The organism is Marinomonas sp. G8-14, assembly GCF_055808935.1.
Window position 1 is genome coordinate 2520218 of record NZ_CM147891.1, and the last position, 26959, is coordinate 2547176.

The 26959-nt window shown below is 45.3% G+C and carries 21 protein-coding genes and 3 pseudogenes; 4 read left to right on the forward strand and 20 right to left on the reverse strand.

Features of this window, described 5'->3' with window-relative positions; translation table 11 throughout:
- Positions 1-7: 7 nt before the first annotated feature.
- The 17 genes and pseudogenes from AC0L6V_RS12900 to AC0L6V_RS12980 all read right to left on the reverse strand — a co-directional run bounded on the left by AC0L6V_RS12900 (position 8) and on the right by AC0L6V_RS12980 (position 20913).
- Positions 8-923, reverse strand: a pseudogene (locus AC0L6V_RS12900) (response regulator).
- A pseudogene (locus tag AC0L6V_RS12905) lies at positions 907-4420 on the reverse strand (hybrid sensor histidine kinase/response regulator). Before AC0L6V_RS12905 ends, AC0L6V_RS12900 begins: the two co-directional pseudogenes overlap by 17 nt.
- Positions 4421-4459: 39 nt before the next feature.
- Positions 4460-5044 (reverse strand): HupE/UreJ family protein, encoded by a 585-nt coding sequence (locus AC0L6V_RS12910; RefSeq protein ID WP_265218325.1) that lies wholly within the window; start codon positions 5042-5044, stop codon positions 4460-4462.
- 31 nt (positions 5045-5075) lie between these two features.
- Complete coding sequence (gene ureG, locus AC0L6V_RS12915; RefSeq protein WP_265218324.1) at positions 5076-5717, reverse strand: urease accessory protein UreG; 642 nt, start codon at positions 5715-5717, stop codon at positions 5076-5078.
- A gap of 176 nt (positions 5718-5893) precedes the next feature.
- On the reverse strand, positions 5894-6571 hold the full coding sequence (locus AC0L6V_RS12920) for an urease accessory protein UreF (RefSeq protein ID WP_265218323.1): 678 nt from the start codon (positions 6569-6571) through the stop codon (positions 5894-5896).
- Positions 6552-6995 carry an urease accessory protein UreE gene (locus AC0L6V_RS12925; protein ID WP_265218322.1) on the reverse strand — a complete coding sequence of 148 codons (444 nt, stop codon included), beginning with the start codon at positions 6993-6995 and terminating at the stop codon, positions 6552-6554. The genes AC0L6V_RS12920 and AC0L6V_RS12925 overlap by 20 nt, the downstream gene beginning before the upstream one ends.
- Before the next feature lie 24 nt (positions 6996-7019).
- Positions 7020-8727 (reverse strand): annotated as a pseudogene (gene ureC, locus AC0L6V_RS12930) (urease subunit alpha).
- Positions 8727-9044 carry an urease subunit beta gene (locus AC0L6V_RS12935; RefSeq protein WP_418138334.1) on the reverse strand — a complete coding sequence of 106 codons (318 nt, stop codon included), beginning with the start codon at positions 9042-9044 and terminating at the stop codon, positions 8727-8729. Before AC0L6V_RS12935 ends, ureC begins: the two are co-directional and overlap by 1 nt.
- A gap of 54 nt (positions 9045-9098) precedes the next feature.
- Positions 9099-9401, reverse strand: coding sequence for an urease subunit gamma (locus AC0L6V_RS12940; RefSeq protein WP_072840219.1), 303 nt, complete (start codon positions 9399-9401; stop codon positions 9099-9101).
- Positions 9402-9472: 71 nt separating this feature from the next.
- On the reverse strand, positions 9473-10393 hold the full coding sequence (locus AC0L6V_RS12945; RefSeq protein WP_265218320.1) for an urease accessory protein UreD: 921 nt from the start codon (positions 10391-10393) through the stop codon (positions 9473-9475).
- Positions 10394-10596: 203 nt separating this feature from the next.
- Complete coding sequence (gene urtE, locus AC0L6V_RS12950) at positions 10597-11304, reverse strand: urea ABC transporter ATP-binding subunit UrtE (protein ID WP_265218319.1); 708 nt, start codon at positions 11302-11304, stop codon at positions 10597-10599.
- Complete coding sequence (urtD, locus tag AC0L6V_RS12955) at positions 11301-12185, reverse strand: urea ABC transporter ATP-binding protein UrtD (protein WP_265218318.1); 885 nt, start codon at positions 12183-12185, stop codon at positions 11301-11303. The genes urtE and urtD overlap by 4 nt, the downstream gene beginning before the upstream one ends.
- A complete protein-coding gene (urtC, locus tag AC0L6V_RS12960; RefSeq protein ID WP_265218317.1) occupies positions 12182-13315 on the reverse strand; it encodes an urea ABC transporter permease subunit UrtC in 1134 nt (377 codons plus the stop codon). The genes urtD and urtC overlap by 4 nt, the downstream gene beginning before the upstream one ends.
- The gene (gene urtB / locus AC0L6V_RS12965) at positions 13312-14934 is read right to left on the reverse strand and encodes an urea ABC transporter permease subunit UrtB (RefSeq protein ID WP_265218316.1); all 1623 of its coding nucleotides are present in this window, start codon (positions 14932-14934) and stop codon (positions 13312-13314) included. Before urtB ends, urtC begins: the two co-directional genes overlap by 4 nt.
- 155 nt (positions 14935-15089) lie before the next feature.
- Positions 15090-16373 carry an urea ABC transporter substrate-binding protein gene (urtA, locus tag AC0L6V_RS12970; RefSeq protein ID WP_265218315.1) on the reverse strand — a complete coding sequence of 428 codons (1284 nt, stop codon included), beginning with the start codon at positions 16371-16373 and terminating at the stop codon, positions 15090-15092.
- Positions 16374-16985: 612 nt separating this feature from the next.
- Positions 16986-19769, reverse strand: coding sequence for a tetratricopeptide repeat protein (locus AC0L6V_RS12975; protein ID WP_265218314.1), 2784 nt, complete (start codon positions 19767-19769; stop codon positions 16986-16988).
- 253 nt (positions 19770-20022) lie between these two features.
- A complete protein-coding gene (locus AC0L6V_RS12980) occupies positions 20023-20913 on the reverse strand; it encodes a LysR substrate-binding domain-containing protein (RefSeq protein ID WP_265218313.1) in 891 nt (296 codons plus the stop codon).
- A gap of 171 nt (positions 20914-21084) precedes the next feature.
- On the opposite strand from AC0L6V_RS12980, the gene AC0L6V_RS12985 reads away from it, so the two are divergent.
- The 4 genes from AC0L6V_RS12985 to fhuB all read left to right on the forward strand — a co-directional run bounded on the left by AC0L6V_RS12985 (position 21085) and on the right by fhuB (position 25795).
- Positions 21085-21864 carry a HalD/BesD family halogenase gene (locus AC0L6V_RS12985; protein ID WP_409418626.1) on the forward strand — a complete coding sequence of 260 codons (780 nt, stop codon included), beginning with the start codon at positions 21085-21087 and terminating at the stop codon, positions 21862-21864.
- A gap of 318 nt (positions 21865-22182) precedes the next feature.
- Positions 22183-22947, forward strand: a complete 765-nt coding sequence (locus AC0L6V_RS12990) for an ABC transporter ATP-binding protein (RefSeq protein WP_265218311.1) — start codon at positions 22183-22185, stop codon at positions 22945-22947.
- 14 nt (positions 22948-22961) lie between these two features.
- The gene (locus AC0L6V_RS12995) at positions 22962-23825 is read left to right on the forward strand and encodes an ABC transporter substrate-binding protein (protein WP_265218310.1); all 864 of its coding nucleotides are present in this window, start codon (positions 22962-22964) and stop codon (positions 23823-23825) included.
- Positions 23825-25795: a Fe(3+)-hydroxamate ABC transporter permease FhuB gene (gene fhuB / locus AC0L6V_RS13000; protein ID WP_409418627.1), complete on the forward strand. Its 1971-nt coding sequence runs from the start codon at positions 23825-23827 to the stop codon at positions 25793-25795. Before AC0L6V_RS12995 ends, fhuB begins: the two co-directional genes overlap by 1 nt.
- 91 nt (positions 25796-25886) lie before the next feature.
- On the opposite strand, the gene AC0L6V_RS13005 is transcribed toward fhuB, so the two are convergent.
- The 3 genes from AC0L6V_RS13005 to AC0L6V_RS13015 are packed head-to-tail and all read right to left on the reverse strand — an operon-like array spanning position 25887 to position 26916.
- Positions 25887-26426, reverse strand: a complete 540-nt coding sequence (locus tag AC0L6V_RS13005; RefSeq protein ID WP_265218307.1) for a GNAT family N-acetyltransferase — start codon at positions 26424-26426, stop codon at positions 25887-25889.
- A complete protein-coding gene (locus tag AC0L6V_RS13010) occupies positions 26423-26743 on the reverse strand; it encodes a GNAT family N-acetyltransferase (RefSeq protein WP_418139089.1) in 321 nt (106 codons plus the stop codon). Before AC0L6V_RS13010 ends, AC0L6V_RS13005 begins: the two co-directional genes overlap by 4 nt.
- Positions 26743-26916 (reverse strand): hypothetical protein, encoded by a 174-nt coding sequence (locus AC0L6V_RS13015; protein ID WP_265218306.1) that lies wholly within the window; start codon positions 26914-26916, stop codon positions 26743-26745. The genes AC0L6V_RS13010 and AC0L6V_RS13015 overlap by 1 nt, the downstream gene beginning before the upstream one ends.
- Positions 26917-26959: the final 43 nt, after the last annotated feature.

The window sequence follows — 26959 nt, forward strand, 5'->3', positions numbered from 1 at the left end:
ATATTTATTAACGATCGGCCGATAAAATGCGCAATGCCACCCCTGCGGCGGAAGTACGGTTTTCGACACCGAGCTTGGGGAAGATTTGTTCTAGGTGTTTGTTGACCGTTCGTGGAACTCATATCGAGAATTTCCGCGATTTCGCGGTTGGTTTTACCATTGGCAATCCAGTGCAACACTTCTGACTCCCGATCGGTAAGATCCAGCTCTTTCTTTAATAGCGCAGGGCCTGTGGGTTTATCACCATCTTCCAATCTTAACAACACTTCTTTCTGTTCCGTGACGCCCATCATTTTCAGCGCTAGCGGATAGTCCAAATCGCTGAGTTTCAACAGGTTACCTATCACAGGTTGATGAGCCAACCAAAGACGTATTTGCAATGCTAAGTGTGTGCTTTGCCACTCACTATTAGCCCGCGCTTTGGCAAGTAACGCGTAAGTTTGTGGTGTGGCCCAAGTAATTTCACCAGCGTGATTGGTTGTCATTAAATATTGCCCCATGCTATCAAGGGCCGATTGCGCGTTGTTGCTCAAGCGTGCATTCGACAAATGTACCCGCATACGAGCAATCAGTTCATTGGGCTGAATCGGCTTGGTGAGATAATCTACCCCACCTGCTTCTAAACCGCGCACAATATCGTCCGTGTCGCTTAATCCCGTCATAAAGATAACCGGAATCGACGCCAAACTTTGGTCGGCTTTTAATGCTCGACAGGTGTCAAAACCGTCCATATTTGGCATGATGGCATCAAGCAAAATGATGTCAGGTCGAATCCGTTTCGCAATGGTTAACGCCTGTCGTCCCTCCAGAGCGACCAAAACATCCATATGAGCCGCTTCCAAAGTGTCATGAATCAGACTCAACGCATCAGGCGAATCGTCGACCACTAAGACAATGTCACTTTTACTACTGGGGTTCATCATTCGGTTTCTCACTGACCTCACACATTAACTGTGAGTTTGTTTGTATATATTGAGCAATCGCATCAAACTGAAAACCTTGATACAAACTTTCCAATTGCTGTAAATGAGTCTGGGCAATCACGTCTTTTTTGGCCAGCTGATCCAACACGCCACGCACGCCTTTTTTATAACCCATTTCAGCAAACGCCATCAGCTCTCGAACACTTTCATGGTCTGGAATCGTGGCAACGGATGGATCTTCTAGCACGTCTTGGTAAGGTTCTTCGTTACCGCTAACCGTCTTCTTAAGAGCCGTTAGTGCTAAGGTATCCAATTCTGTTTCTTGATACACCCACTCCAATACTAGCCAGTGTTTGATAGCATCCAATAAGGCACTGTTGTTCACCGGTTTAACCAAATATTGATTAAACGCCGCTTGCTCATCTGGCTTGCGCTGATTCTCTTTAGCATCAGCGGACAGCATAATAATCGGCGCACTGTAAGCGCGATCCCGTAACAGCTTAGCCAAGCTCAAGCCATCCATTCCAGGCATCGACACATCTAGGACAAATAAATCTGGCGAGCAGGATTCCAGCTCATCCAAACAGCTTTCAGCATCGGCAGCTTCCAACACATTAAAACCAAGCGGTACAAGAATATCCGATAATAAACCACGTACTACAGGATCATCATCCACCACCATCAAGGTGCGCTGATAACCCCGATAACTCACGATACGTTTGTATTCATAAGCAGAGCCATCTCCTTGACTAACCCAAGGCAACATCAAGCTCACTCGAAACTCACTCCCTTCTCCAATCACGGAACGCGCTTGCAAATCTCCTCCCATAATTTCAGTCAATAACTTCACTATGGTCAATCCCAAGCCCGTACCGGGTAAATTCCCAGTGCTAACATCACGGACTCGCTCAAAAGGATCGAAAATACGTTTTAAATGGCCTTCTTTTATACCAATGCCCGTATCTCGAATGATAAATTCCGCTACTTGATTACGATAATTCACTTCAAACAAAACCGAACCTTTTGGCGTATATTTCACTGCATTTGACAACAAATTGATCAAAATCTGTCGTAAGCGCTTTTCATCCGTAATAACATGTTGTGGTAAAGGCGCCAGAATTTTTGCCTGAAATTGCACCCCTTTACTGCGCGCCTGCATAGCAAACATACTGTTGAGTTGGTCGATCAGTTTGGGCAAATCCACCGTATTGCGATACAGGTCAAAACGCCCCGCTTCTATCTTAGAGATATCCAACAAACCTTCGATCAAATCTGCCAAATACAACCCGCTGCGATGAATAATATCCAAACCATTCTGATGTCCAGAGGGCGTATTGGCTTTCTCAGATAAAAGTTGTGCATAACCAATAATAGATTGCAGTGGCGTACGTAATTCGTGACTAATACCGGTGAGATAACGACTTTTCGCCTCATTTGCTCGTTCGGCTTGCTCTTTGGCATGCTGTAAGGCTTTGTCGGTTTCTTGGTGAGCATCAATCTCACGAATCAATTTTCGCGTTTGACGGTTCGACTCTTTCTGCGCCACCACGCGACTTTCATGAGCCAACACAAATAACCATGACAACACGCCAGATACAATCAACAAGGTAAAAAACAGCGCCAACATGGTGTCTTTTAACAAAGCTTCTTCACTCAACGAACTCGGTGCCATCTGCCGATAAATCAGCATCATCAGTGCCGCGTTAATGATATTAATCACCAACAACAAAGACGCAAAACGACCAAAACGCGAACTCAGAGCTTTCACCAAACCTTTGGGTAAAAACAACTTTAAGAAATAATCGCTCTGCTGACCAATACTTGCCTGCGGCTTGCAGCTATCTAAACAGCGCACATCCAAGGAACAACACAAAGAACAAATCGGCTGCATGTAGGCCGAACAAAAACTCATGTCTTCCGTTTCGAACGCATTCTCACAAATCCCGCAGGTCAAGGTGACATATTTAGGGTTGCGCTGCTTTGCTAACTCTATCATCGGAATCAGCTCAGGGCTTTGGCGCGCAAGGTAGTATTTGCCCTTGGTGATCCAAGCGATTAGCGGCACAAAGACGAAACAAGAACCCAACGAAATAAAGTGGCATAAGCTTTTCGCCACGTCGCCAAAGACACCTAAATAACTCACTAACCCTAACGTAGTTGCGATCAACATCGACCCAGTTCCGACCGGATTAATGTCGTATAGGTGCGCGCGTTTGAACTCGACATAGTTAGGGCTTAGTCCCAAGGGCTTATTGATCAATAAATCCGCCGACAAACTGCCCAGCCAGCTCACCGCGGCGATGGCAAACACGCCTAAAATCGCACCCAAGGCTTGATAAATGCCTAATTCCATCAGCAATAAGGCAATGGTCACGTTAAACACCAACCAAACTACACGCCCCGGATGGGAATGCGTTAAGCGTGAAAAGAAATTCGACCAAGCAATGGAACCCGCATAGGCGTTGGTTAAATTGATTTTCATCTGACAGATAAACACAAACACCGCCGCTAAAATCAAAGCAGTAGTAGGCGACGTGGTTAAAAAGAAAAAGATGCGCTGATACAAATAAGTTGGATCAGTAGCTTGGATGTCAGTAGCACCATCGGAAATGGCCAAATAAGCCAAAAACGAGTCCCAATAGCATTTTAATTGCGCCAATAAACACCCAACCTGGACCCGCTAAAATCAGCCAAAACCACCAGCGGCGGCGGTTTTGTTGGGTCTTAATTGGAAAAAACCGTAAATAATCGACCTGCTCGCCAATCTGCGCCATCAAGGCAAACAACACAGATGCCGCCGCACCAAACAAAACCCAATCAAAATGCGTACTGTTCGGTACATCCACTGGCGCGTATTGCGTCCAGCCTTCAAAGTTTTGGTATTCTTGCGTAACTACCACACCGATAGCCGCGACCTGTAACACTAACCAAACCCATTGGGTGCCGTTTTGAAAACGACTGATAGCGCGAATACCGTGTGTCACAATGGGAATAACAAAAATGGCCGAGAGCGCATAACCCAATGCCAAGGGAATGCCTAACAGAACTTCCATCGCCGAGGCCAAAATAGCCGCTTCAATAGCGAAAAAAATAAAGGTGAACGATGCGTAAATCAGCGAAGTAATGGTCGATCCGAGATAGCCGAAACCGGCACCTCGGGTCAATAAATCTATGTCCAAACCATGCTTAGCGGAATAATAAGCAATGGGGAAACCGGTGATAAAAAATACCGCCAACACAATGAGAATCGCCGCCACTGCATTGGTAAAACCGTACGCCAGAGTAATAACAGCGGCCAATCCCTCTAGAGCCAAAAACGCCGTGGCACCGAGCGCCGTATGACCGACGCGCTCGATGCTCATGGTGTGACTGTGACCTTGTTTGGAGCTACTATCATACCTAGAGGTATAACGCAGAGCGTAATCTTCCATGGTTTGGTCAGCGACCCACTTATTATAGTGGCGTCGCACTTTAAAGATCTTTTGCGCCGCCGTCATAGAGTCTCACGCTTAGGCCATAACATACCGCTCATAGGCTTATACAAGAGCAAGCACCAAGCCTGCAACAGCAATCACAGAACCACTAATACGCGTCGCCAAAGGCGTGCCGATTTTCGCCATTAACTGACCAAAACCCAGACCAACCACATGCAAGCCAGCCGTTGCCAAAGCAAAGCCCAGCGCATATTGCAGACCATTAGCATTCAACGGCATTTCCATTCCGTGAGCGGCACCGTGAAACAACGCAAAACCACCGGCAATTGCCACGCAAACCGTCGTTGGTAAACGCTTAGCAAACAACACCAAAGCCCCCAATACGATGACAGACAACAGAATTCCTTGCTCAACAAATGGCACAGTCAAACCGGCCACGGCTAAGCCACCACCTAACAACATAGTCATAACAAACGCGGCCGGAATCGCCCACAAAGCGCGACCACCTATGCTCGCCGCCCAAAGACCAATCGCCACCATAGCTAAAAGATGGTCCAAACCACCCATTGGGTGAGCAAAACCCGTCATAAAGCTAGAAGCCTGTTCATGCCCCGGATGAGCCAGAACAGCACCTGACGCCAATAGCAAAGCCGCTACCAATAACCCTTTTGTTTTCAATGCCTTCATAATCTTTCTCCAAATACTGAATCAATCTGAACTAAACAACCGCTTTCGCCGCTGGTAACTCTTTTGCTTCCAACATGCCTTCCGACACAATAAATTTAATGATGTCGTCCAAGCCTTGGGCTTTTTTAAGATTCGAAAAAATAAACGGACGCTCGCCCCGTTGAATCTTGGCATCATGTGCCATGATATCTAAAGAAGCACCAACCAAAGGGGCTAAGTCGGTTTTGTTAATAATCAACAAATCGGATTTGGTAATACCTGGGCCACCTTTACGAGGAATCTTATCCCCTGCAGACACGTCAATCACATAGAGAGTCAAATCCGACAATTCAGGACTAAAAGTCGCACTTAAGTTATCGCCACCACTTTCTACAAACACCAGATCCAAGGCACCATGACGTTCTAATAATTGATCAATTGCCGCTAGGTTCATCGATGCATCTTCACGAATCGCCGTATGTGGGCAACCGCCGGTCTCGACACCGATAATACGATCCGCATCCAAGGCTTCATGCTGAGTTAAGAACTTCGCGTCTTCTTGGGTGTAAATATCATTGGTCACTACGGCAATGTTGTAATGATCGCGCATCGCGCTGCATAAAGAACGCAGCAACGCCGTTTTACCTGATCCTACTGGACCACCCACACCAATTCGTAACGTTTGTTTTTTCATACTAGGTTCCTTTTAAAAATACATTAGAAATCTTATGGTTAGACCAATCACTTGTAGGTCGGCATTTATGCCGACAAAAAACTCACCACAACACTTCACGTCTTGTCGGGCTAAAGCCGCGACCTACAAAACCCAATCCCTCGTTAGGGTTGATAAGTCTAAATTGACCGCTTCACCTAAGACCGAAACAGCCGCGAATATTGTGTTTCGTGCTGAGCACTGGCAATGGCAATAGCAGGTAACCCAGCGCCAATGCGGTCTTCCTCAATCGTTAACGACAAGACAATGGCCTGTCGAATGTCTGTCTGTAATTCCCCTAACAATTCTTGTGCTTGGGTTTGCCCAAGGGGAACTAGCTTGGTCGCGGCGGCGATTTGATTTTCTAACCAAGACCAAGCAAAGCCCAACGACGCAAGATCCGCTTTCAGGTTCCAATGACTCGCAGCAATGGCAAACAAGGTGACAAAACTCATTTCATCTAAACGCTTAAACGGCGTGTCTATTTGCAAACTGCCCATTAAACGAAACAAGGCTTCACCCATGGCGGTGTCGTTTAAACGCAGCTCTTTGGTTTCTCGGCAGGCCAAAACCAAGTCATTTAGCTCAAACAGTCGCTCGGCATCATTGAGTTTTGCCGCCACCATGCAACGCTGCAATACGGGCAAGTCGATTCGCGCCACAGATTGCTGCAGCTGTAAACCAATCCAATCGGATACCTCGGCTTTGTTTTTCACCCAGCCTTGATCAATGGCGTATTCCATGCCTTGGGAAAAGGCAAAACCACCTACGGGCAAAGCGACGCTGCTTAATTGCAAAAACCGTAATAAGCTGATGTCAGTGGTGGCTATGTCCATGACTGTAAGCTCCAGATTCTGGGACGAACACGGCTTCTTCATGAGTGACAATCAAGCCAAGCATGTGCAGCATGTCTTCTAATACATGGTCAGGCTTGATGCGCAGCCAGCGTTCGCCAATTTGAATTTTGGTGTGGCGATTGCCCAAGTGGTAACAGGCTTTGGAAAAAGCTTCCCAATCTTCACAGCTAGCATGAGCCACGTCTTCCACCGCGCCATTCACTTGCACTATCTTGCCGCATTCCGATTTCAAAAATTCACCGACTAACAGCGGTTTACCACGCTCAAGGAAAACGCGAACTTCTTCGTTATTGTCACCTATCAGTTTCAAACGCCCACGATCACGCTGTTCGTGAGTTAAGGTTACTGTGGTGTGGACTGGGTCGTGACAATGGGTGCCTAATCTTTCGTAAATATCTAGCATGGTATGTTCCTAAAATAAACGTCTCTAAAAGAGAGTATAAAGCTGAGCCAAGGGCAAGACTTCCGCAGGCTCACAAGTTAATAATTCGCCATCGGCGCGCACTTCATAGGTTTGCGGATCGACGGTAATGTTCGGCAGCCAGTCGTTGTGAATCATGTCAAGCTTGGAAATATTGCGTGTGTTTTTACAGGCCACCAAAGTACGATCCAAACCGAGTGATTCTTTCAGGCCATTGTTCAGTGCTGCCTGAGAAACAAAGGTCACAGACGTCGCCGCAGCAGCCTTACCGAACGAACCAAACATAGGACGATAATGCACTGGCTGAGGTGTCGGAATAGAGGCATTTGGGTCACCCATTGGCGCGCTGGCGATCATGCCACCCTTGATAATCATCGAAGGCTTCACCGCAAAAAAGGCGGGCTTCCACAACACCAAATCCGCCAGTTTGCCTGGTTCAATCGAACCCACTTCATGACTAATTCCATGGGCAATCGCTGGGTTAATGGTGTACTTGGCAATGTAGCGACGAGTCCCGAAAGTTGTCCGCACCAAGCTCTTGGTCTTCTGGCAATAAGCCAAACTGCTGCTTCATCTTGTGAGCCGTTTGCCACGTACGCGTCACGACTTCGCCTACTCGCCCCATGGCTTGGGAATCGGACGAAATCATACTGAACGCGCCACGATCATGAAGAATGTCTTCCGCAGCAATGGTTTCTTTGCGAATACGCGAATCGGCAAAGGCCACGTCTTCTGGAATATTGCTGTCCAAATGGTGACACACCATCAGCATGTCTAAATGCTCGTCTACCGTGTTGCGAGTATAAGGGCGCGTTGGATTAGTCGACGATGGTAAAACATTCGGATTACCCGCCGCACGAATAATATCCGGCGCATGACCGCCGCCCGCGCCTTCGGTATGGTAGGTGTGAATTACGCGATCTTTAAAGGCATCAATGGTGCTATCGACAAAGCCGGATTCATTCAAGGTATCGGTGTGAATCGCCACTTGTACGTCGTATTTTTCCGCGACACTCAAACAACAATCAATCGACGCGGGCGTGGTACCCCAATCTTCGTGCAGTTTCAGACCACAAGCGCCCGCCTCTAGCTGTTCTTCTAAGGCTTCTGGCAGACTGGCGTTGCCTTTGCCCAAAAAGCCCAAGTTCATCGGCATGCTGTCGGTGGCTTGTAACATCTTGCCAAGATACCAAGGCCCAGGTGTACAAGTGGTCGCTTTGGTTCCTGTTGCAGGCCCTGTACCACCGCCAATCATGGTGGTGACGCCAGAGGTCAAAGCCTCTTCAATTTGCTGCGGACAAATAAAGTGAATGTGCGCATCAATGCCCCCCGCAGTCAAAATAGACCCTTCGCCAGCGATCACTTCTGTTCCCGGCCCAACCACAATATCGACGTTATCTTGCACATCTGGGTTGCCCGCTTTGCCGACTTTAAAAATGCGGCCGTCTTTGATGCCAACGTCGCCCTTCACAATGCCCCAATGATCCAACACCAAGGCATTGGTAATCACCAAATCTACAGCAACATCATTGGTCACTTGGCTTTGTCCCATACCGTCGCGTATGACCTTGCCGCCGCCGAATTTCACTTCGTCGCCATACACGGTGAAATCTTTTTCCACCTGAATCCAAATATCGGTATCGCCTAAACGCACGCGGTCGCCCGTGGTTGGACCGAACATTTGCGCGTAACTTTGTCTGTCCATCGTCGCCATTATTCTGCTCCAGCCAATGTGCCCATGACGTCACCACGGAAGCCATAAATGGTTTTCGTGCCCGCGTATTCGACCAACTCCACTTCTCGGCCTTGGCGAGGTTCAAAACGCACCGCGGTGCCAGACGCGATATTCAAACGAAAGCCTTTCGTCACTGCACGATCAAAAGACAAAGCAGGATTCACTTCGTAAAAATGATAATGGGAGCCAATTTGCACAGGACGATCACCGGTATTTTCGACACGAACTTTCACCGTTTTGCGGCCCACATTGAGTTCAATATCACCCGCGGCAACCTGTATTTCACCTGGAATCATGATGTTTTCCTTTTAAACAAGAACACATACTTTTAATGACGTAACGAGTAGTCATTAATTAATGGGATTATGAACAGTGACTAGCTTAGTCCCATCAGGAAACGTCGCTTCCACCTGCACTTCATGGATTAACTCCACTACGCCATCCATCACTTGTTCCGCGCTTAATACCGTTTTGCCATAAGCCATCAACTCCGCCACGGTTTTACCATCGCGAGCGCCCTCGATAATTTCCATGGTGATGTACGCCATGGCTTCGGGGTAATTCAATTTAAGACCGCGATTCAAACGACGTTCGGCAAGCAAGGCGGCGGTAAATACCAGCAGCTTGTCTTTTTCTCTTGGGAGTAGTTCCATTTTTATTTAATGCCTCTTCATGTCACTCTTAAATAGATTTATATGAACCAAAATGGATCACACGCCCCGTTTTAGGTCGACCAAATTCTCGGTTCATTGGATTCTTTGTTGATTAATGCGGGACGAATATCGCGCCAGCACTGAATAAATAGCTGTTTTACTTGTTCTGAATCATCATGAAGGCTACGAACTAAGATGTACTCGCCGACCATGCTTACGCCACTTAGTGACCCATGTTGGGTACAATGCTGACGTAAAGAATCGATCAAATCGTCCTGATTGGCTGAATCAAACGGCCCAGCGATCATCAAACCATTGATTGGCTTGCCATCCAGTCCGGCTTTGGCGGTAAAAATGGCTCGGCTGTTATCGTCTATCACCAAGCGTTCTCGTACTTTAAGACGACCGTTCTGACGGATCTGAAAGCCTTGCTCTGCGTGGCCTTCGCCAAAATCTTCTTTATTGGCTGGCAAACCAAAGCAAGTGATTTCCCAACCAATGAACTTAGCGTTATCCGCAAGGTCAATGCAGTTTTCAAGGCGAGTATGGGCATTCGGATAAAGAATGGTTTCTTGCGGTAACCATTCCATTAAGCTGTTTTCAGCGACGTTCAACTGGGTAATTTGATGCTGTAGAGTCTTGTCTTTACGAGCACGATAGACACGACCAGCTCCCGGCGTAGTGATTAAAACGTGAGTATTTTCGGCTAAGTTTGCCGTAATCGTGAGGCGATCACCCGACACCAATCCGCCCGGTGGATGCAATAAATACACGTGCGCCGTGTCTCGACCTTCAGGATAAAAAGGCTTTTGTACGTACAAAGGCCCTTTGTGATCGCAGGTTTTCAACACGGTACCGCGAGTGGTTTGACAAAAGCCTAAGGTCAGAAACGCATGCCAGTGTGAAGCTTGTCCCGTCACTGGCATGTTTGTTTCTGGCAGCGGCTTTTGGTCGTATTGTTCTGCCAAAGCAAGATTATGTTTATTATTCATTGATGCCCTATAAGCGTCTTCACACATGGCGACAGACATTGTTTTCTTGGTTGTATAGTGGCTCCAACAAAATTCATCCTCCGACCCGGCCCATACGGCACATCCCTGTGCCGGTTGGGCCTTTACCGTCATCCTGACGGCTGGTCTACTGGATTAAAATTTTGTTTTGCCAAACAACTCTGCGCATTGAGCGAATGCAAAAATCAGACCGCCAAGTATTGTTTTATCAGCGTGTCGTTAAGGTTCTCCATTTTATCCGCCGCCACAATGCGTCCCTTTTCCATCAAACGAAATTCTTTACCCACACGACGGGCGAAACCGAGCTTTTGTTCCACCAAGATAACGGTCAAACCTTCTTCTTCGTTCAGCTTTAAAATCACATCGCCGATCTGTTTAACAATGTTGGGCTGAATGCCTTCGTTTGGCTCGTCCAAAATCAAGACTTTTGGTTCTAATACCAAGGCACGGCCGATCGCAAGCTGCTGTTGCTGCCCGCCAGATAAATCACCACCACGACGATGCAACATGTCTTTCAATACAGGGAAAAGTTCGAAGATTTTCTCTGGGATTTCTTTCGGACTGTCTTTGGTACGTTTACTTCGCACTGGCAAACCAATGCGCAAATTTTCTTCCACGGTGAGCATGGGGAAAATGTCTCGCCCTTGGGGAACGTAGCCAATTCCCGAATACGCACGTTTTTCAGCGCTTTGTTTATTCAGTACGTCGCCTTCCATGGTGATCTCGCCTTTTGTGATCGGCAATAAGCCCATGATGGCTTTTAGCAAGGTGGTTTTACCCACACCGTTGCGTCCCATGATGCAAGTAATGGAGCCAGGGACTATCTCTAAATCCAAGCCCCAAAGAATTTGCGTGCCACCGTAAAGTTGATCAACCTTGTTAATTGAAATCATTCTGACGCTCCTTTTTGCGCTTTGGTTCTTGTTTGCGCTTTCTCGCTTGCGGCTTCTTCACCAAGGTACACTTCAATCACGTCTTTATTACTTTGTATCTGATCCATCGTGCCTTCGGCCAACACAGAACCTTGGTGCAATACCGTTACCGTGCGCGCAATGCTGCGCACAAACTCCATATCGTGTTCCACGACAATCACCGTTCGCTCTCCAGCTAAAGACGTTAACAACTCCGCCGTACGTTCGGTTTCTTGTGCTGTCATGCCCGCCACGGGTTCATCGATCAATAACAGCCTTGGATCGGCCGCGAGCAGCATGCCGATTTCTAACCATTGTTTTTGACCGTGAGACAAGGCACCCGCCAGCATGAATCTATGCTTAGCCAAACCTATGGTTTTTAATACCTCATCAATGCGGTCGATTTGTGTCGGTGTTAAACGCGAGAACAAGGTCGGCAAAACGCGCTTGTCGGTTTTAAGGGACAACTCCAAATTGTCGAACACGGTTTGCTCTTCAAATACGGTTGGCTTTTGAAATTTACGACCGATGCCAAGCTGAGCAATTTCGGCTTCGTCTTTGTTCAATAAGTTGTGGTTTTGCCCAAAGAACACTGTGCCGGAATCACACTGAGTTTTACCGGTAATCACATCCATCAAGGTGGTTTTGCCCGCACCATTGGCACCGATCAAACAACGTAATTCGCCATCGTTCACATAAAGGTTGAGATTATTTAAAGCCTTAAAGCCATCGAAGCTCAGATTCAAACCTTCTACATACAGAATCACCTGATTGTCGACATTAACAGCGGCTTGTTCTGGCGCCAGAAAAGGCCAAACCTGATCACGGCGGAAAAATTCACGCGTACTATCTAAAGTGCTCATGCTTGCGACTCCTTATTCATAACAGTATTTCGCTTGGCCTTTAGCTGCCCATACAAGCCCATCAAGCCTTTTGGTAAATACAAGGTCACCAGCACAAACATGGCACCCAAGGCGAACAACCAAGCATCAGGCATAATCGCGGTAAAACGGGTTTTCGCGTAGTTCACCAATAAGGCCCCAATCACCGCACCAATCAAGGTGCCACGACCACCCACCGCTACCCAAATCACCATCTCGATAGAGTTGATAGGGGAAAACTCGCCAGGGTTGATAATGCCGACTTGTGGTACATACAAGGCGCCTGCAATGCCAGCAATCACAGCGGAATAAACAAACAGCCACACTTTGTATCTATCGGTACGATAACCAATAAAACGTGAGCGAGATTCCGAGTCACGAATCGCCAACACCACCTTACCGAGACGAGAGGACAAGATTTTCTGACTGACCACGAAGATCACCGCCAGTAGAATCGCGGTGATCAAAAACAACGCAACGCGTGTGCTATCCGCTTGCAAATTAAAGCCAAGGATTTCTTTAAAATCGGTCAGACCATTGTTGCCGCCAAAGCCCATTTCGTTGCGGAAGAACGCCAGCAACAAGGCATAAGTTAAGGCTTGCGTCATGATGGAAAGATACACGCCGGTAACACGAGAGCGAAACGCCAACCAACCAAACACAAAAGCCAACAACCCTGGCACCAGCACCGCCATTAACATAGCGAACCAGAACTGATCCATGCCCAACCAAAACCATGGCAACTCTTTCCAATCCAAAAACACCATAAAGTCAGGCAGTAAAGGATTACCGTACACCCCGCGATCCCCGATTTGACGCATTAAATACATGCCCATCGCGTAACCGCCTAAGGCGAAAAACGCCCCGTGGCCTAAACTCAAAATACCGCAATATCCCCAAATAATATCCACCGCTAACGCCAACATGGCGTAGCACAAATATTTACCCAGCAAAGTAATGGTGTAAGTGCTGACATAGAAAGCCGAATCAGCGGGTAAAAACAGATTCGCGGCCGACGCCAAAATCGTCACACCTAATAAAATCACCACAAATGGCAAAGTGTGTTTGCCCGTCGAGCGCCCTTCAGAAAACCAAGCTGTAAGACGTGTCATTCTGCCGCCCTCCCTTTTTGTGGAAAGAGTCCCTTAGGACGTTTTTGGATAAAGAGAATAATAAACACCAACACCAGAATCGCTGCGAGAACCGCGCCCGTAGTTGGTTCAAGAAACTTCGTCGCGATACCCAAAGTAAAGGCTGCTACCAAAGTGCCCAGCAAGTTACCAACGCCACCAAACACCACCACCATGAAAGAATCGATAATGTAAGACTGGCCTAAATTTGGCCCAACGTTGGTTAATTGGCTCAAAGCCACACCGGCAATACCCGCGATACCAGAACCCAGACCGAAGGTCATTGCATCCACCCAATGGGTTTTCACCCCCATGGCTTTGGCCATGTTGCGATTTTGCGATACCGCACGCACGTTTAGACCAAGAGAGGTTTTCTTCAATACAATCACCAAGACGATGAACACCAACAAGGCAAAGGCCAGAATGTACAAACGGTTCCACGTTAAAGACAGCACAGGGTTTATTTCCCAAGAACCGCTCATCCAGCTAGGCGTAGACACTTGACGGTTAAGCGGCGAGAAAATCGTCCGCACCAATTGCTGCAAAATCAGACTGATACCAAAGGTCGCGAGCAAGGTTTCTAGTGGTCGGCCATGCAAACGGCAAATCACTAAGCGTTCAATCAATACGCCCATCAAGCCAGACACCAAAAAGGCCGCTGGGATCGCCACCCAAATCGAATAATCGATGTAATTCGGCATGATTAACTGCACCACGTAGGTCGTGTAAGCGCCCAGCATAATCATTTCGCCATGGGCCATATTGATCACGCCCATCACCCCAAAGGTAATCGCCAAACCAATAGAGGCTAACAGCAATACTGAACCAAGACTCAAACCAAAAAATAACTGATCGACAAAGGCAAAACGATTCACCCGTTGCGCAATTTTTTCTAAGGCAATATTTGCCGCACTTACCACCGCGGCATTGTCGTCACGAGTCAATTGCGTTAGTAGATTTCGTACATCGCTTTCTAAGCTGGTAGACAGGGTGTCAATCGCCGCAATGCGATTAGACGGCGCCAATTGCGTTTGCGAGGCGGTATGCATTGCCAATGCTAACGCCATAGCTTCTTTGACTTTTTTATGGGTTTCATTGGAATACAAGCGCTCTAACGTCGCGACTGTATCTTGATCGAGATTAGACAATAAGGAACGTACTGCACTTTCTCGAACGCTTGGCGATTTGGACGTCAGCTGAATACGGGCAATAGCATTACGCAAATAGCCACGTAAGTTATTGTTCACACGGATTTTTTCAACATCACGCTTATTAATGCCAGCGTTAATTTCATCAGTAAATACGTCTTTGTAATAGGTTTCGCCGTTGGTTTCGAATTCACCAATGACCTTTTTTTCTGCCTTGATGTAATACAAGTTACCGTTTAATAAAGTACGCAAAAGCGGTAGAACGGTTTCATCGGATACGGCTTCGATTCTGACTAGAATAGGCTCCATATCTTTGATTTTGGCTTCGCCCAACTCTGCCAGCAAAGGATCCAAAGAAGTCGGTTCAGCCGCATGAGTAGAAAGGGAAAATAGCCCAAAAAGACAGCAACAAAGCGCAATGCAATGTCTCAAGGTGATACGTCTCAAGGTCATACTCCAAGTGTCGTAGGTTTATTACGCTAGCATTCAGAAACACAACGCTAAGAAAGAAATCAGAAGCTTGCTCGAAGGTAAAAAGTGACTCTCTGGCTAACTCGCTTATTAGCCTGCTAGACAGAGAGTCGAGGTTACCCCGGGAATGGGTCAAATTAGTAATTCTGACCAGAACATGTCTTAGTTTTGGTGTTGTAGTTGCCGCACTTGATTGGCGCCGTCCAATCTGAAATCAGGTCTTTAGAACCTGGCAAGAAATCAGACCAAGCATCACCCGCCACCACGCCATCGGTTTCCCAAACCACTTCAAATTGACCGTCGTCTTGGATCTCGCCAATCAGTACCGGCTTACTCAAGTGGTGGTTTTTATTCATCACCGCCACACCGCCCGTTAAGTTAGGCACGGTTTGTCCTATCATGGCTTGTTCCACCGCATCAACGTCTGTGGTACCGGCTTTCGTTACGGCGTTAGCCCACATTTTGAAACCGATGTAAGTCGCTTCCATTGGGTCATTGGTGACACGGTCAGGATTCTTGGTGTACTCATGCCATGCTTTGATAAAAGCTTCGTTTTCTGGTGTTTCCACACTTTGGAAGTAGTTCCAAGCCGCCAAGTGACCAACTAATGGTTTCGTGTCTAAACCAGAAAGCTCTTCTTCACCCACAGAGAACGCCACCACTGGGATGTCTTCAGAAGACACACCTTGGTTACCCAACTCTTTGTAAAAAGGCACGTTGGCATCACCATTGATGGTAGAAACCACGGCTGTTTTCTTACCTTCACTGCCGAATTTTTTGATATCCGACACTATCGATTGCCAATCCGAATGACCAAATGGCGTGTAGTTGATCATGATGTCTTGTTCAGCAACGCCTTTGCCTTTTAGATAGGCTTCAAGAATTTTGTTGGTGGTACGAGGATAAACATAGTCAGTTCCGGCTAGCACAAAACGCTCTACGCCAAGATCATTCATCAAATAATCCACCGCAGGAATCGCCTGTTGGTTTGGCGCAGCCCCTGTGTAGAACACGTTTTTAGACGACTCTTCGCCTTCGTACTGAACTGGGTAGAACATCAAACCGTTCAACTCTTCCAATACTGGCAATACCGATTTACGAGAAACCGATGTCCAACTACCAAAAATCACATCCACTTTGTCTTTGGTTAATAACTCGCGTCCTTTCTCTGCAAACAATGGCCAGTTTGATGCTGGGTCAACCACCACAGCTTCGATCTTCTTACCTAACAAACCACCCTTTTTGTTTTGCTCATCCACCATCATCAAGACAGTGTCTTTTAGCGTGGTTTCAGAAATCGCCATGGTGCCAGACAAGGAGTGCAACACACCGACCTTGATTGTGTCTGCCGCCAGTGAAGGAAGCGCAATAAGCGTTGCACCAGAGAGCACAATCGCAGAAGTAAGCGTTTTGATTTTCATAGTTGGAGCCGTCCTATTGTGATTTATAATATTGTTGATTTTTTAGACGAGGTGTTAACACCTCAAATCCGCAAAGCCAGTATTAAAAAAACACCGTTGGAAAGGTATGCGCGAAATGACTTAGGCGTATACGTCATTTGACGTATATAGCGGTTTTGTTCCCTCCCCTTTCTTCAAGGGGAGGGTTAGGGAGGGGTTATGGTTTTGACTGTTTCCATTCGAACGCTTTGTAATCACAGCCTTTATTCCGCCCTGCTGGGCGTTTAACTTTTGCCCAGAGCCGCAAAAGTAACCAAAAGGTCTCTTTAAGATCTTTAATGCCTGATTCTTTTCATAGGTGCATGATTGCTTCCTACGCTCGTTATATCGTAAGGCATAGATTGTTTTCGCTGTTGTGAGAAAGGATATCTTTAACTGCCCCTGAAACTCCATAGGGTCGCGCAATCAGGATTGCGTCGAAGTTCGTTCTTCCGTGGTATGAGTTCAGAAAGTGTAGATCGGCTTTGGTGGGTTTCATCCAATGCCGTGGGGTCAGATCAAGAAATAGCTAACCCAGATATAGAAAAAACAAGACCTAACAAGCAACAACTAGAATTTAAACGTTCCACTATTCTAACTTTGACTATTTCTTTTATCTAATAATGCTTTCCATGCATACACTCCCCCAGATAAATTCAAATAATTAGCCAATTCTTCTAGCGAATCCAATGCTTGTTTCAACCCCATTGATGAAGCTATTTGATAAACTTCTAGCCAAGCAGTTATAGCATCTTCTTTTTGGCTATTTTGATAATAAAAATGTCCTAAATTAAATAAAGTTGCACAAATACCTTCTTTATCCCCAACCTCCCTTTGAATACATAAAGCCTCTTTCGAATAACATAATGAAGCACTATAATCACCTTTGCTATTATAGACAGATGCCATATTATTTAATGTCACTCCTTTTCCTAATCTATCATTAATCTCATTCCTTATCACCAAAGATCTATGCAAACATTTCAATGCCATATCATATTCTCCTCTGGCTTGATAAACATTAGCAATATTATTTAGTGTTGTCCCCAACCCAAATATATCCTTAATTTCCTCTCTTATCATTAAGGATTTTTTCAAATAAATTAATGCAGTATCAACATCTCCTCTGATACTATAAATTTGTGAAATGTTATTTAATATTGAGCCGATCCCTAGCTTATTCCCAACTCCATCTAAAGTCTTCAAAGACTTCTCGAGGAGTTCTAGTGCTACATCACTATTACCTCTGGCATGAGCGATAGCAGCCATACTATTTAGAGTTACACTTTCACCTAACTTGTCCATGGGAGTAACTATAGACTCCTGTAAATAGTTCATTGCCAAGTCGTAATCACCTTGAGCTTTTGCATTAATTGCCATATTGTTTAGAGTTATACCAACCCCAGTCTCATCACCAATTTCTTTTTGAATAGCCAATGAGTCTTTTTGATACTGTAATGCTGTTTCATATTCACTTTTCATTTGGAATATCAACGATATATTATTTAAAGTTGCACCTTCTCCTTTTTTATCACCGATTTCTTTTTGAATTGATAAGGATCGTTTCCAGTAATCAGATGCCATTCCGTAATTAGACATCCAATAATAAACCCTCCCTATGGTAGTTAGGACACGAGCATGAATTTTCTTATCATCTATTTTTTTAAGGGCTGGCAACCAAACATCCAATGAAACTTTATAAATTGCTTTTATGATTAGTCTACTTACTATGCGAAAAGCAGTTTCATATAATATCTCAGTTTTATCTTTTTCTTTGGCTGTAGATAATAATTTTTTCCACCATATAAAAGATTTTTTATTTTCAGGGTAATCGGTTGCACAACGAATGAGGTTTTGTAGAGTGATGTTTTGGGAGAGTGAGAAGGCATGCTTTAGTACATCGTCGTCTTCAAATAAATCATGATGTAAAAGGAAGTATTCTCCAATTAGGTCAGGCTGGAGATAACCTGCTTCATGACCGGTTAGTAATGTCATTCTTTGGCGAACTTTTGTTATATCTCTTTTTGAGTCGATTAACTCGCAAGCAAGCAAAGTTTGGATACTTTCCTCTTTATGATTGTCCCAATCAAAGCCACCAATGAAAGTAGAAAAGGCTAATAGGTTAATGGTTTGCTCTTGCTGCTGTTTAGATAGGTCTGCTAATTGGCGTTGCCATGCTTGCTTTTCTCTACTGTATATATTGTCCAGAAGGTCTAGATGTTGCCATTGACGAATATCCGCAAGTTCATTATGCGCCAATACGATGGCAACCATGCCTAAAAATAATGGACTGCCTTTTGTGGTGAGTTCATGGATTGTTTCCCAAATCGCGCTGTCTTTTTCAGGAAGTTTGCCATTAGCATCTAAGCTAGATAAAAAACTGGCGAGCGCTGTTTGTTGGTCCGTTTTGTTCAACGGCATAAGTTCAAGTGGATCAGCTTGTGTATAAAAAGCATTTTTGCGGACTAAGGCTGCGCTAGACCCTGTGGTTAGGTGCTCCCACCAATCTTGTTTTTTGTATTCCCTTTCTAATATTAAAATTCGCACAGGACAGAGATAATTGTCTTTATGTCGAATTATATGGTCTAACCAATTAGCAATTTGTTTACTATATGAAGCCGCATAATCAATAACTATAATCGTGGGTTGTAACGGCATCCATTTATGCAAAGCATCAGGTACATCGAGTTTTGAGGCGTGTAAAAAACCCGCATCCCAAAGGTAATCATGACGAGCAATGGATTCTAAAGCTAAACGACTTTTACCTATGCCGCCTGCACCAGATATGGCCCACCAGCTAAACATGGTTTCTTGATCATAAAATTCGTCGAGTCGATTCAGCTGAGCATCACGGCCAATTAAATCGGAATGTTGCTTAAAGTAGGTCAACCAAATAGCACTGCCTTTTTCTACGTTTTCAGCTTGGGATTTGAGCTGCTCAACGGACTTCAAATCTAAATCAAATGAAAGCAAATCAATGAGGTGATGTAGATCATTACTAATACCAAGTTGTTGCTGATGGTTTTTTTCTTGTGCCAAAAGTAGATGCACTAGACCTTGTTGTTCAGCATTAAGTTGAATCCAACTTGGTGTTGCTTGTAGCAGCTTTAACTGTTCAGAATCGGCTACCTGCATAGCGCTTTGATAAGTCTTATCTGTATGAGTTTTCAAGGTATCGAGTAACGTGCGGCTCAATTTTTCATACAAGGGTCTGTGGGATAAATTATCATGTAATTTATTTATCCAAGACTGAGCTACCACTTTACCAAGTTGAGATAGTCTGTTTAGTACAAAAGGAATAATATATTTTAAAGCAAGTCGTGAGGCGGCTTTGTTAATTCCATAATCTTCATGTAACCACTCAGCTAACAGCTTCACACTGTCTTTATCTGTAAAAAAGGCCTCGAATGTAGTGAGCCTCTTCTATCACTTGATCGAAAGTTAAATCTACAGAAATATTTGCTTCGTTCTTATCTTGGTTTTCCATGAACTATCCATGCTTAAAATATGTTCTATAAAAGCTAACCAGTACTAAGAGCTTGGTCAACTTGCTTTTTATTAGAACGGACTAATTCATGCTAATTAAATGCCCTTTCTATTAAAGTTCACCAACAATGCCAACACCTTAATCTTAGAAATCAGCCTCTTTCAACCACTCTATCAATCCCATTGCTCCGTCTTTATTCTTGGTTCTATCTGGATAGATGAGGTAGTAGGCTTTTCTTAGTGGCAGTGTGATTGGGCTTAGTGTGATGAGTTGCCCTGTTTTCAGTGCATTTTGGATGAAAAGTCCTTGGCCGAGTAGTAGGCCTTTGCCTTGTATGGCGGCGTCGATCGCCATGCTGGAGAGGTTGAATTGTGGGCCTTTGTTGGATTTTCGGTTGTGGTAACCTGCGGCAGTTAGCCAGTCTTGCCAGTTGGGTAGATATGGATTCTCGTCGCCCCAGTCTATATGGATCATTGGTTTTTCCAGTAATGCGTCTAAATCCCCCTGTGCTATTCCGTTAACGAGTGATGGACTGGCGACGAGGTGTACTTCGTCTTGGAATAAAAAATCGTGGTTTAGTGATTTGTCTTGTTTACCAAAGCTGATGCTTGCATCACAGCGGCTCAAGTTGAAGTCGACCGCTGCATGGCTGGCTTCCACTCGTATTTCTAGGTCTGGGTGTTGTTCCATTATGCGCAGTACTTTGGGCATTAACCACAAGCTCGCCACTGACGGTAATGTGTGTAAGGTAAAAATCGTTTGCTGCTTTAATTGGTCTAAGCTGGCTTGTCCACGTTGCAGGCTTTCAATCGCTTGGTTGGCAAAGTATAAGTATTGCTGACCTGCTTGAGTCAGTTCCACACCAAGTTTTGAGCGTTCAAACAGTGTTGTGTCTAGATGAGATTCCAGCTGTTTTATTTGTTGGCTGACGGCCGCTGGCGTTATACACAAGGCTTTTGCCGTTTTCGCAAAGTTGCCAGTGTGCGCTGCGTTTATAAAGGTGATTAAGCCGTTCAGGTTAGGCAGTTTTAACATGATGCTCTCGTAGAATGAAGGCTGTGCAAAACGGGATCACTTATTAACATTATTGTTAAGTAAAAATGAATGATAGGTGTATAAAATATTGATTTAACTGTGTTGCTAACGTCACTAATCTAGAGGGTACCGCTGGCAATATAAAAGATCAAAACCTAAAGGGGAACACTAATGTCGTTATGCAATATTATTAATGAGACCACTTACCCTATTGAAGATAATGGCTTTAGAGAGAATTGTAAAAAGACGTTGGCAGAAAACGGGGCGTTGGTTTTGCCTGACTTCCTCAATCATAAGGCAATTCGAGCTGTTATTAAGGAAGGCGAGGCGAAAAAAGATCTCGCTTGGTATACCAAGTCCACCCATAACGTTTACTTAACGAATGTCGATCCAAATTATGACGCAGATCATGCGAGAAACAAGCAGGTCATTTCGTCCAAAGGCTGCATCACGGACGATCAAATCGATGACGATTCACCACTACGCCAGCTTTATAATTCGGAAGTATTTCGAGCCTTTCTTGCCAGTGTGTTGGAAGAAGATGCACTGTATAACTACGCTGATAATCTTTCTTCTATCAATTTGCATTACGCCAGCGAAGGCCAAGAGTTAGGTTGGCACTTCGATAACTCGTCATTTGCCATTACTTTGTTAATTCAAAAGCCTGAGGGTGGCGGTGTGTTTGAATACATTGAAAACATGCGTGATGCTGATGCTGGCGAGATGAATTACAGCGGAGTCAGTGAGGTTCTCGCGGGACAGAAAAAAGTCAAAGAATTAGCAATCGAACCCGGCGCTTTGGTGCTTTTCCGTGGTCGAAATGCCATTCACCGAGTCACACCAACACAAGGTAATACCACTCGTATGCTGGCGGTTCTCGCCTATAATTCACAACCTGGAATTGCCCTATCAGAAGCGGCAAGCAAAACCTTTTATGGTCGAGTGAATTAAGAACAATACGAACGCTTTTACGAACGCGTTAAAGCGCTCGCTTCATGATTTTGGTAATTTCGTACACGGAGGCGTTGGTGTACGTCACGTTAATCTTCAACCATCACTTTCATTTTCAAGTAAAGCGCCTCGTACCTCGGCTAATCTTTCATCGCCGGATTACATCTTCGTTCCTCGATTCATCCGGCCTACGAAAAGCGACGATGCATGCAATAAAACCACAACAAATAGAAATGATTTGTATTAATATTACCAACCTATAAAATGTATCGCCTTAAAATAGACGACGCACAATATAAAACATGACGGATTGGTAGCATGATAGAGTCGAAAAAACTAGGGTTTAGCGTTGATGGCCGAGTATTGCTAACAGATGTTTCAATGACTTTTGAAGCTGGAAAGGTTTACGCATTAGTGGGACACAATGGTTCTGGTAAATCCACACTGCTTAAATTACTCGCCCAGCAGCAAAAACCGACAAGTGGTCAACTTTTCTTGAATGATCAAGCTATTGTAGCTTGGTCGCCTAAAAAATTCGCCCAGCAGGTTGCTTATCTGCCTCAGCAAACGCCCACAACGGACAGTTTATCAGGCAAAGATCTCGTCAGTTTTGGTCGTTACCCTTGGCACGGCTTACTGGACCGCTTAAACAAGCAAGACAAGCAATATATAGACGAAGCTATGGCATTAACTGACACAATGGATTATGCAGATCGCTTGGTCGACACCTTATCTGGTGGTGAACGCCAGCGTCTTTGGTTGGCAATGCTTTTGGCACAACGCTCGCAATATTTATTGCTCGATGAACCTCTTTCTGCCTTAGACATTGCCCATCAGGTAGACATGCTAAAGCTGATCAAAAAGCTCAGCCGAGAACTAAACCTAGGTGTCATTATTGTTATTCATGATATTAATATGGCTGCACGCTTCTGCGACCATATCGTGGCACTTCATAGTGGAAAAATGATTGCTTCTGGCTCTGTCGAGAGTCTTTTTACCCCTCAGACATTGCAAGATATTTACGGTATACACATGCACATCCTGAATCACCCTGCAGGGTATCCGGTTGCCATGCCCTATTAGCTAAGTGGAATGTCATGAAACGAATTTTTTCTTATCTGTTGATGTTAGTCATCACTTTGGCGTCTCCTATTTCCCTTGCTCAAGAACAGGACCTAAGAGTGGTCGTCATTGACTGGACGCAAACCGAAACACTGTTGGCTTTGGGAGTTAAACCTATTGGCGCAGCGCAAATAGCCGATTACAACGCTTGGGTAAAAGCACCAGAGATTCCTGAAGGCACCGTCGATCTAGGTCTTCGTACCCAACCTAATATGGAGCGACTGTCGGAATTAAAACCTGATCAAATTTTTATTTCCCCCATGTTTCAATCACTGACACAACAACTGTCTCGAATCGCTCCCATCAAGAACATTACCTTGTACAAAAAAGACGAGGTCTCTTGGCAAGCGCTAGAAACCTATACCCGAATCATTGCCAAACACACACACAGAGAAGACGCAGCTGACACCCTAATTCAATCGGCTCGAGACACTTTAGCCACATTGTCGAAACAAGTCCCTATGGAGGCAGCACCGTTATTGTTGGTGCAATTTATGGATGCCCGTCATGTTCGAGTCTTCGGCAACAATAGCATGTATAAAATAGCCGTCGATAAAATCGGTTTGAAAAACGCTTGGCAAGGCGATACCAATAGCTGGGGATTTTCTTTAGTCAGTATCGACAAACTCATTGGCCTAAAAGCACAGATTGTCGTGATAGAACCCTTACCAGCAGGGGTAAAACAGCATTTGCAACAGGATGCATTTTGGCAATATGTAGTAAAACAATCAGGTCACCCAGTGTTGACCATTCCAGCGGTATGGAGCTTTGGCGCCATCCCCTCTACGGTACGTTTTGCTACCTTATTAACCTCTGCTCTTAATGAGGAAGCAAAATAATGCGCGCTCTTCCGACGACTCTAATACTCACACTCATTGTCTTAACCGCTGTATTAATGGGTTCCCATTTGGCGAATCTTGGGGCGTTACATAGTCAATTTATCAACCCGTTTACAACGAATTGGCAATCTAGTCTCTCTGTCGAATTGACATTAACCTGGTGGCCTCGCGTATTCAGCACTCTACTTTGTGGTGCGGCCTTGGCGGTTGCAGGCGTGCTGATGCAACAGGTACTGCGCAACCCAATCGCATCACCTTCGACCCTTGGCATCGCAAGCGGTGCTAGCTTTAGCTTGATGCTCGCGACACTTTACGCGCCTTGGCTGATTAGTTTTTCACACAGTTTGGTGGCTTTAATAGGCGGCATTGTGTCTATGGGATTGGTGTTTGCTTTGTCATGGCAGCGTGCTTTATCACCCACCATCGTAGTGATTGCGGGATTGGTTATCAATTTGTATTTCAGTGCCTTCAGCACTGTTTTGCTCATGTTAAACCAAGAAAAACTCTCCGGCTTAATGATCTGGGGCGCTGGCTCTTTAGCGCAAACGGGATGGGGAAATGTCCAGTATCTATGGCCACGCATTTTGACTGCCGTACTTATTGCTTTTGTGTTTCTAAAGCCTTTGAGTTTATTAGAACTGACTGAATCTGGTGCAAAAAGCTTAGGCGTGTCATTGACCAAATTACGCTTTATCTGCCTTGGTCTGGCGGTGTTACTCACCTCTTGGGTGGTTGCCAGTGTCGGCATTATTGGCTTTATCGGTCTTGCCGCCCCCGCCATTACGCGCTTAATGGGTGTACGTCGATTGGTCCCTAAGCTCGTCATATCCATGATTCTCGGGGCGTTGCTGTTAACCCTAACCGATTTACTGATTCAATTACTCCCCGGCATGCTGGGCATGGTAATACAAACAGGCGCGGCAACCGCTGCGCTAGGCGCCCCATTAATGCTGTGGTTGCTGCCCAAATTAGCCATTCGTCATCAAACACAAACCGTACTAACACGACACCACCATCATATTAGTCGACTCAACAGGTCATCCATTTTGTGGACTGGTAGCGCCTTAGTAATTGGCTTTTGTTTGTTTGCCACGCTGTCAGTGCAAACCGATGGTTGGCAATGGTTAGTTCTCAATGGCGATTGGTCGATGTTGGAGTGGCGGATTCCGCGATTGGTTGCAGCCCTGTTAGCAGGCATCATGCTGGCGGTTGCTGGTACGATTATTCAACGTTTAAGTGGTAACCCAATGGCCAGCCCTGAAGTCATTGGCATTAGCTCTGGTATTGCGATTGGCCTTATTGTTACTATTTATGCAGGTCTTGCTTCCAGCACAATAGGGCTTTACTTGGGCGGTTTGATTGGTGCTCTCTTAACCATGGGCTTGATCATACTGTTGAACCACAAATCTGGCTTTCAACCAGAGCAAGTGCTGCTGACTGGTGTGGCCATCACGGCGTTAATGAATGCGGTACAAACGCTTATTTTGGCGGGTGGTGATCCCCGTAGTTATGCGTTTCTTGCTTGGTTATCCGGCTCAACTTATTACGTAACAACGAATACCCTATTGCCTTTGGCTGTCGCGACGCTTGTCTTTGTTGGACTTGGCTTTGTAGTGAGTAAATGGTTAGATATTTTGCCACTTGGTCAATCTACAGCCCAATCATTAGGCATGAAGGTGTCTCGCGCAAGACTCTTATTACTGCTTCTTGCCGCTTGCTTAACTGTTGCCGCCACATTGGTTGTTGGCCCCCTCAGTTTTATTGGTCTGATGGCTCCTCACTTGGCTCGTCTACTCGGTTTCAGCAAAGCGAAAGAACATCTTATTGCGTCAGCACTTGTGGGTGGGCTCCTAATGCTGCTGTCTGATTGGCTCGGCAGGCAATGGCTTTATCCTCAGGAAATTCCAGCCGGCATGGTGGCGTCTATTATCGGTGGCCTATATCTCATGTGGGGACTGCGCAGACTCTAATGTGAATTAGCGTCTGTGTTCCTTATAAGAGAATAAGAAGATCCACTCTATTATCAGATAAGCAAGAGAGACTTGATGACAAACGCCTTTTTTAAGTCAACCGTCTCCTCATGATTTTGGCGTCTTCACCGTAGCTGTCGCTGGCCTGTTGATTCGTTACTTCATTAAAGCCGTGCTTCTGCCAAAATGGTACTGAGTCTTGCACGGAAACCAGTAAAACGCTGTTAAACCCTAATAGAGTAGCTGTTTCCAATAAATGTTTGACCATTTGAGAACCAATGCCCCTACCCAAAGCCCGTTTTGACAGCGCTAAGTCATGCAAAAATAAGATCGAGCCATGGCTGCTTTCCGATAAAGTTTGATAGAGTTTGGGCGGCGTTTCACTGTGCCAAGCATGAGCCAATAAGTACCCCAATATGCCTTGTGCTTCTTCTTTATCTTCTGGCCCATTTTGTTCTTCTAGCGCTCTTTTTTCTTCAAGGTAGGCAAAACAACACGCTGGCGATTGTTGCCATTTACTCTGTAATACTTCTAGGCTTTCAGGTTCGATTTCTGAGTAAGCTTCGGCTTGGATCTGGAGTATTTCATCCCACATAGTTTGCGAAATGGGTTGTATAGACATGTTTTTCATTCGCTCTCAGCTCCAATGCTGGATTCAATCGCTTTCATCATAATATGCTGTGAGCTCGCTGGCCCACCATGGTAAAGGTTGTTGGTATCTTCAAAGCCGCCCTTTAAATAAAGTTCTTTGGCAACAGGGTTTTGGCAGTTTACGGTTAAGTAAATAATCGAATACGTTGGAAAAGCTTCTTTAAGATAATGGGGCAATGCCGAGATGGCTTGCTTGGCGAAGCCTCTGCCTTGGAACTCTTTACTGATAAAAAAACTACGCAGTCCTAGACTGTGTTTTTTAGCAAAATCAAAGTGTTTTGCATAAATGGTATCAATTAAAAAAAGCCAACAACGATCCCCTCTACAAGGATCACATGAGGACGAATTTGCGCATTAGCGCTTTTTAATATTTCCTCGATACTGCCAACAAATCTCTGCTGTTCGTCTGCAACGCTTAGCAATAGAACATCAGCTAAATGCCGAGTCGTCATTTTTTCAATGTGAATCACATTGGCTCCTTTCTAGCTTAATCAAAAGTTTGGTTCAGTTTAC

What these genes read in the sequence shown, in the direction of transcription:
- urtC (WP_265218317.1), bottom strand. Translation starts at nt 13,315, where the DNA reads ATGACACGTCTTACAGCTTGGTTTTCTGAAGGGCGCTCGACGGGCAAA.
- ureG (WP_265218324.1), bottom strand. Translation starts at nt 5,717, where the DNA reads ATGAAAAAACAAACGTTACGAATTGGTGTGGGTGGTCCAGTAGGATCA.
- fhuB (WP_409418627.1), top strand. Translation starts at nt 23,825, where the DNA reads ATGCGCGCTCTTCCGACGACTCTAATACTCACACTCATTGTCTTAACC.
- AC0L6V_RS12910 (WP_265218325.1), bottom strand. Translation starts at nt 5,044, where the DNA reads ATGAAGGCATTGAAAACAAAAGGGTTATTGGTAGCGGCTTTGCTATTG.
- urtD (WP_265218318.1), bottom strand. Translation starts at nt 12,185, where the DNA reads ATGAGCACTTTAGATAGTACGCGTGAATTTTTCCGCCGTGATCAGGTT.
- AC0L6V_RS12925 (WP_265218322.1), bottom strand. Translation starts at nt 6,995, where the DNA reads ATGCTAGATATTTACGAAAGATTAGGCACCCATTGTCACGACCCAGTC.
- AC0L6V_RS12990 (WP_265218311.1), top strand. Translation starts at nt 22,183, where the DNA reads ATGATAGAGTCGAAAAAACTAGGGTTTAGCGTTGATGGCCGAGTATTG.
- AC0L6V_RS12945 (WP_265218320.1), bottom strand. Translation starts at nt 10,393, where the DNA reads ATGAATAATAAACATAATCTTGCTTTGGCAGAACAATACGACCAAAAG.
- AC0L6V_RS12995 (WP_265218310.1), top strand. Translation starts at nt 22,962, where the DNA reads ATGAAACGAATTTTTTCTTATCTGTTGATGTTAGTCATCACTTTGGCG.
- urtB (WP_265218316.1), bottom strand. Translation starts at nt 14,934, where the DNA reads ATGACCTTGAGACGTATCACCTTGAGACATTGCATTGCGCTTTGTTGC.
- AC0L6V_RS12985 (WP_409418626.1), top strand. Translation starts at nt 21,085, where the DNA reads ATGTCGTTATGCAATATTATTAATGAGACCACTTACCCTATTGAAGAT.
- AC0L6V_RS12940 (WP_072840219.1), bottom strand. Translation starts at nt 9,401, where the DNA reads ATGGAACTACTCCCAAGAGAAAAAGACAAGCTGCTGGTATTTACCGCC.
- AC0L6V_RS12980 (WP_265218313.1), bottom strand. Translation starts at nt 20,913, where the DNA reads ATGTTAAAACTGCCTAACCTGAACGGCTTAATCACCTTTATAAACGCA.
- urtA (WP_265218315.1), bottom strand. Translation starts at nt 16,373, where the DNA reads ATGAAAATCAAAACGCTTACTTCTGCGATTGTGCTCTCTGGTGCAACG.
- AC0L6V_RS12920 (WP_265218323.1), bottom strand. Translation starts at nt 6,571, where the DNA reads ATGGACATAGCCACCACTGACATCAGCTTATTACGGTTTTTGCAATTA.
- AC0L6V_RS12935 (WP_418138334.1), bottom strand. Translation starts at nt 9,044, where the DNA reads ATGATTCCAGGTGAAATACAGGTTGCCGCGGGTGATATTGAACTCAAT.
- AC0L6V_RS13005 (WP_265218307.1), bottom strand. Translation starts at nt 26,426, where the DNA reads ATGAAAAACATGTCTATACAACCCATTTCGCAAACTATGTGGGATGAA.
- urtE (WP_265218319.1), bottom strand. Translation starts at nt 11,304, where the DNA reads ATGATTTCAATTAACAAGGTTGATCAACTTTACGGTGGCACGCAAATT.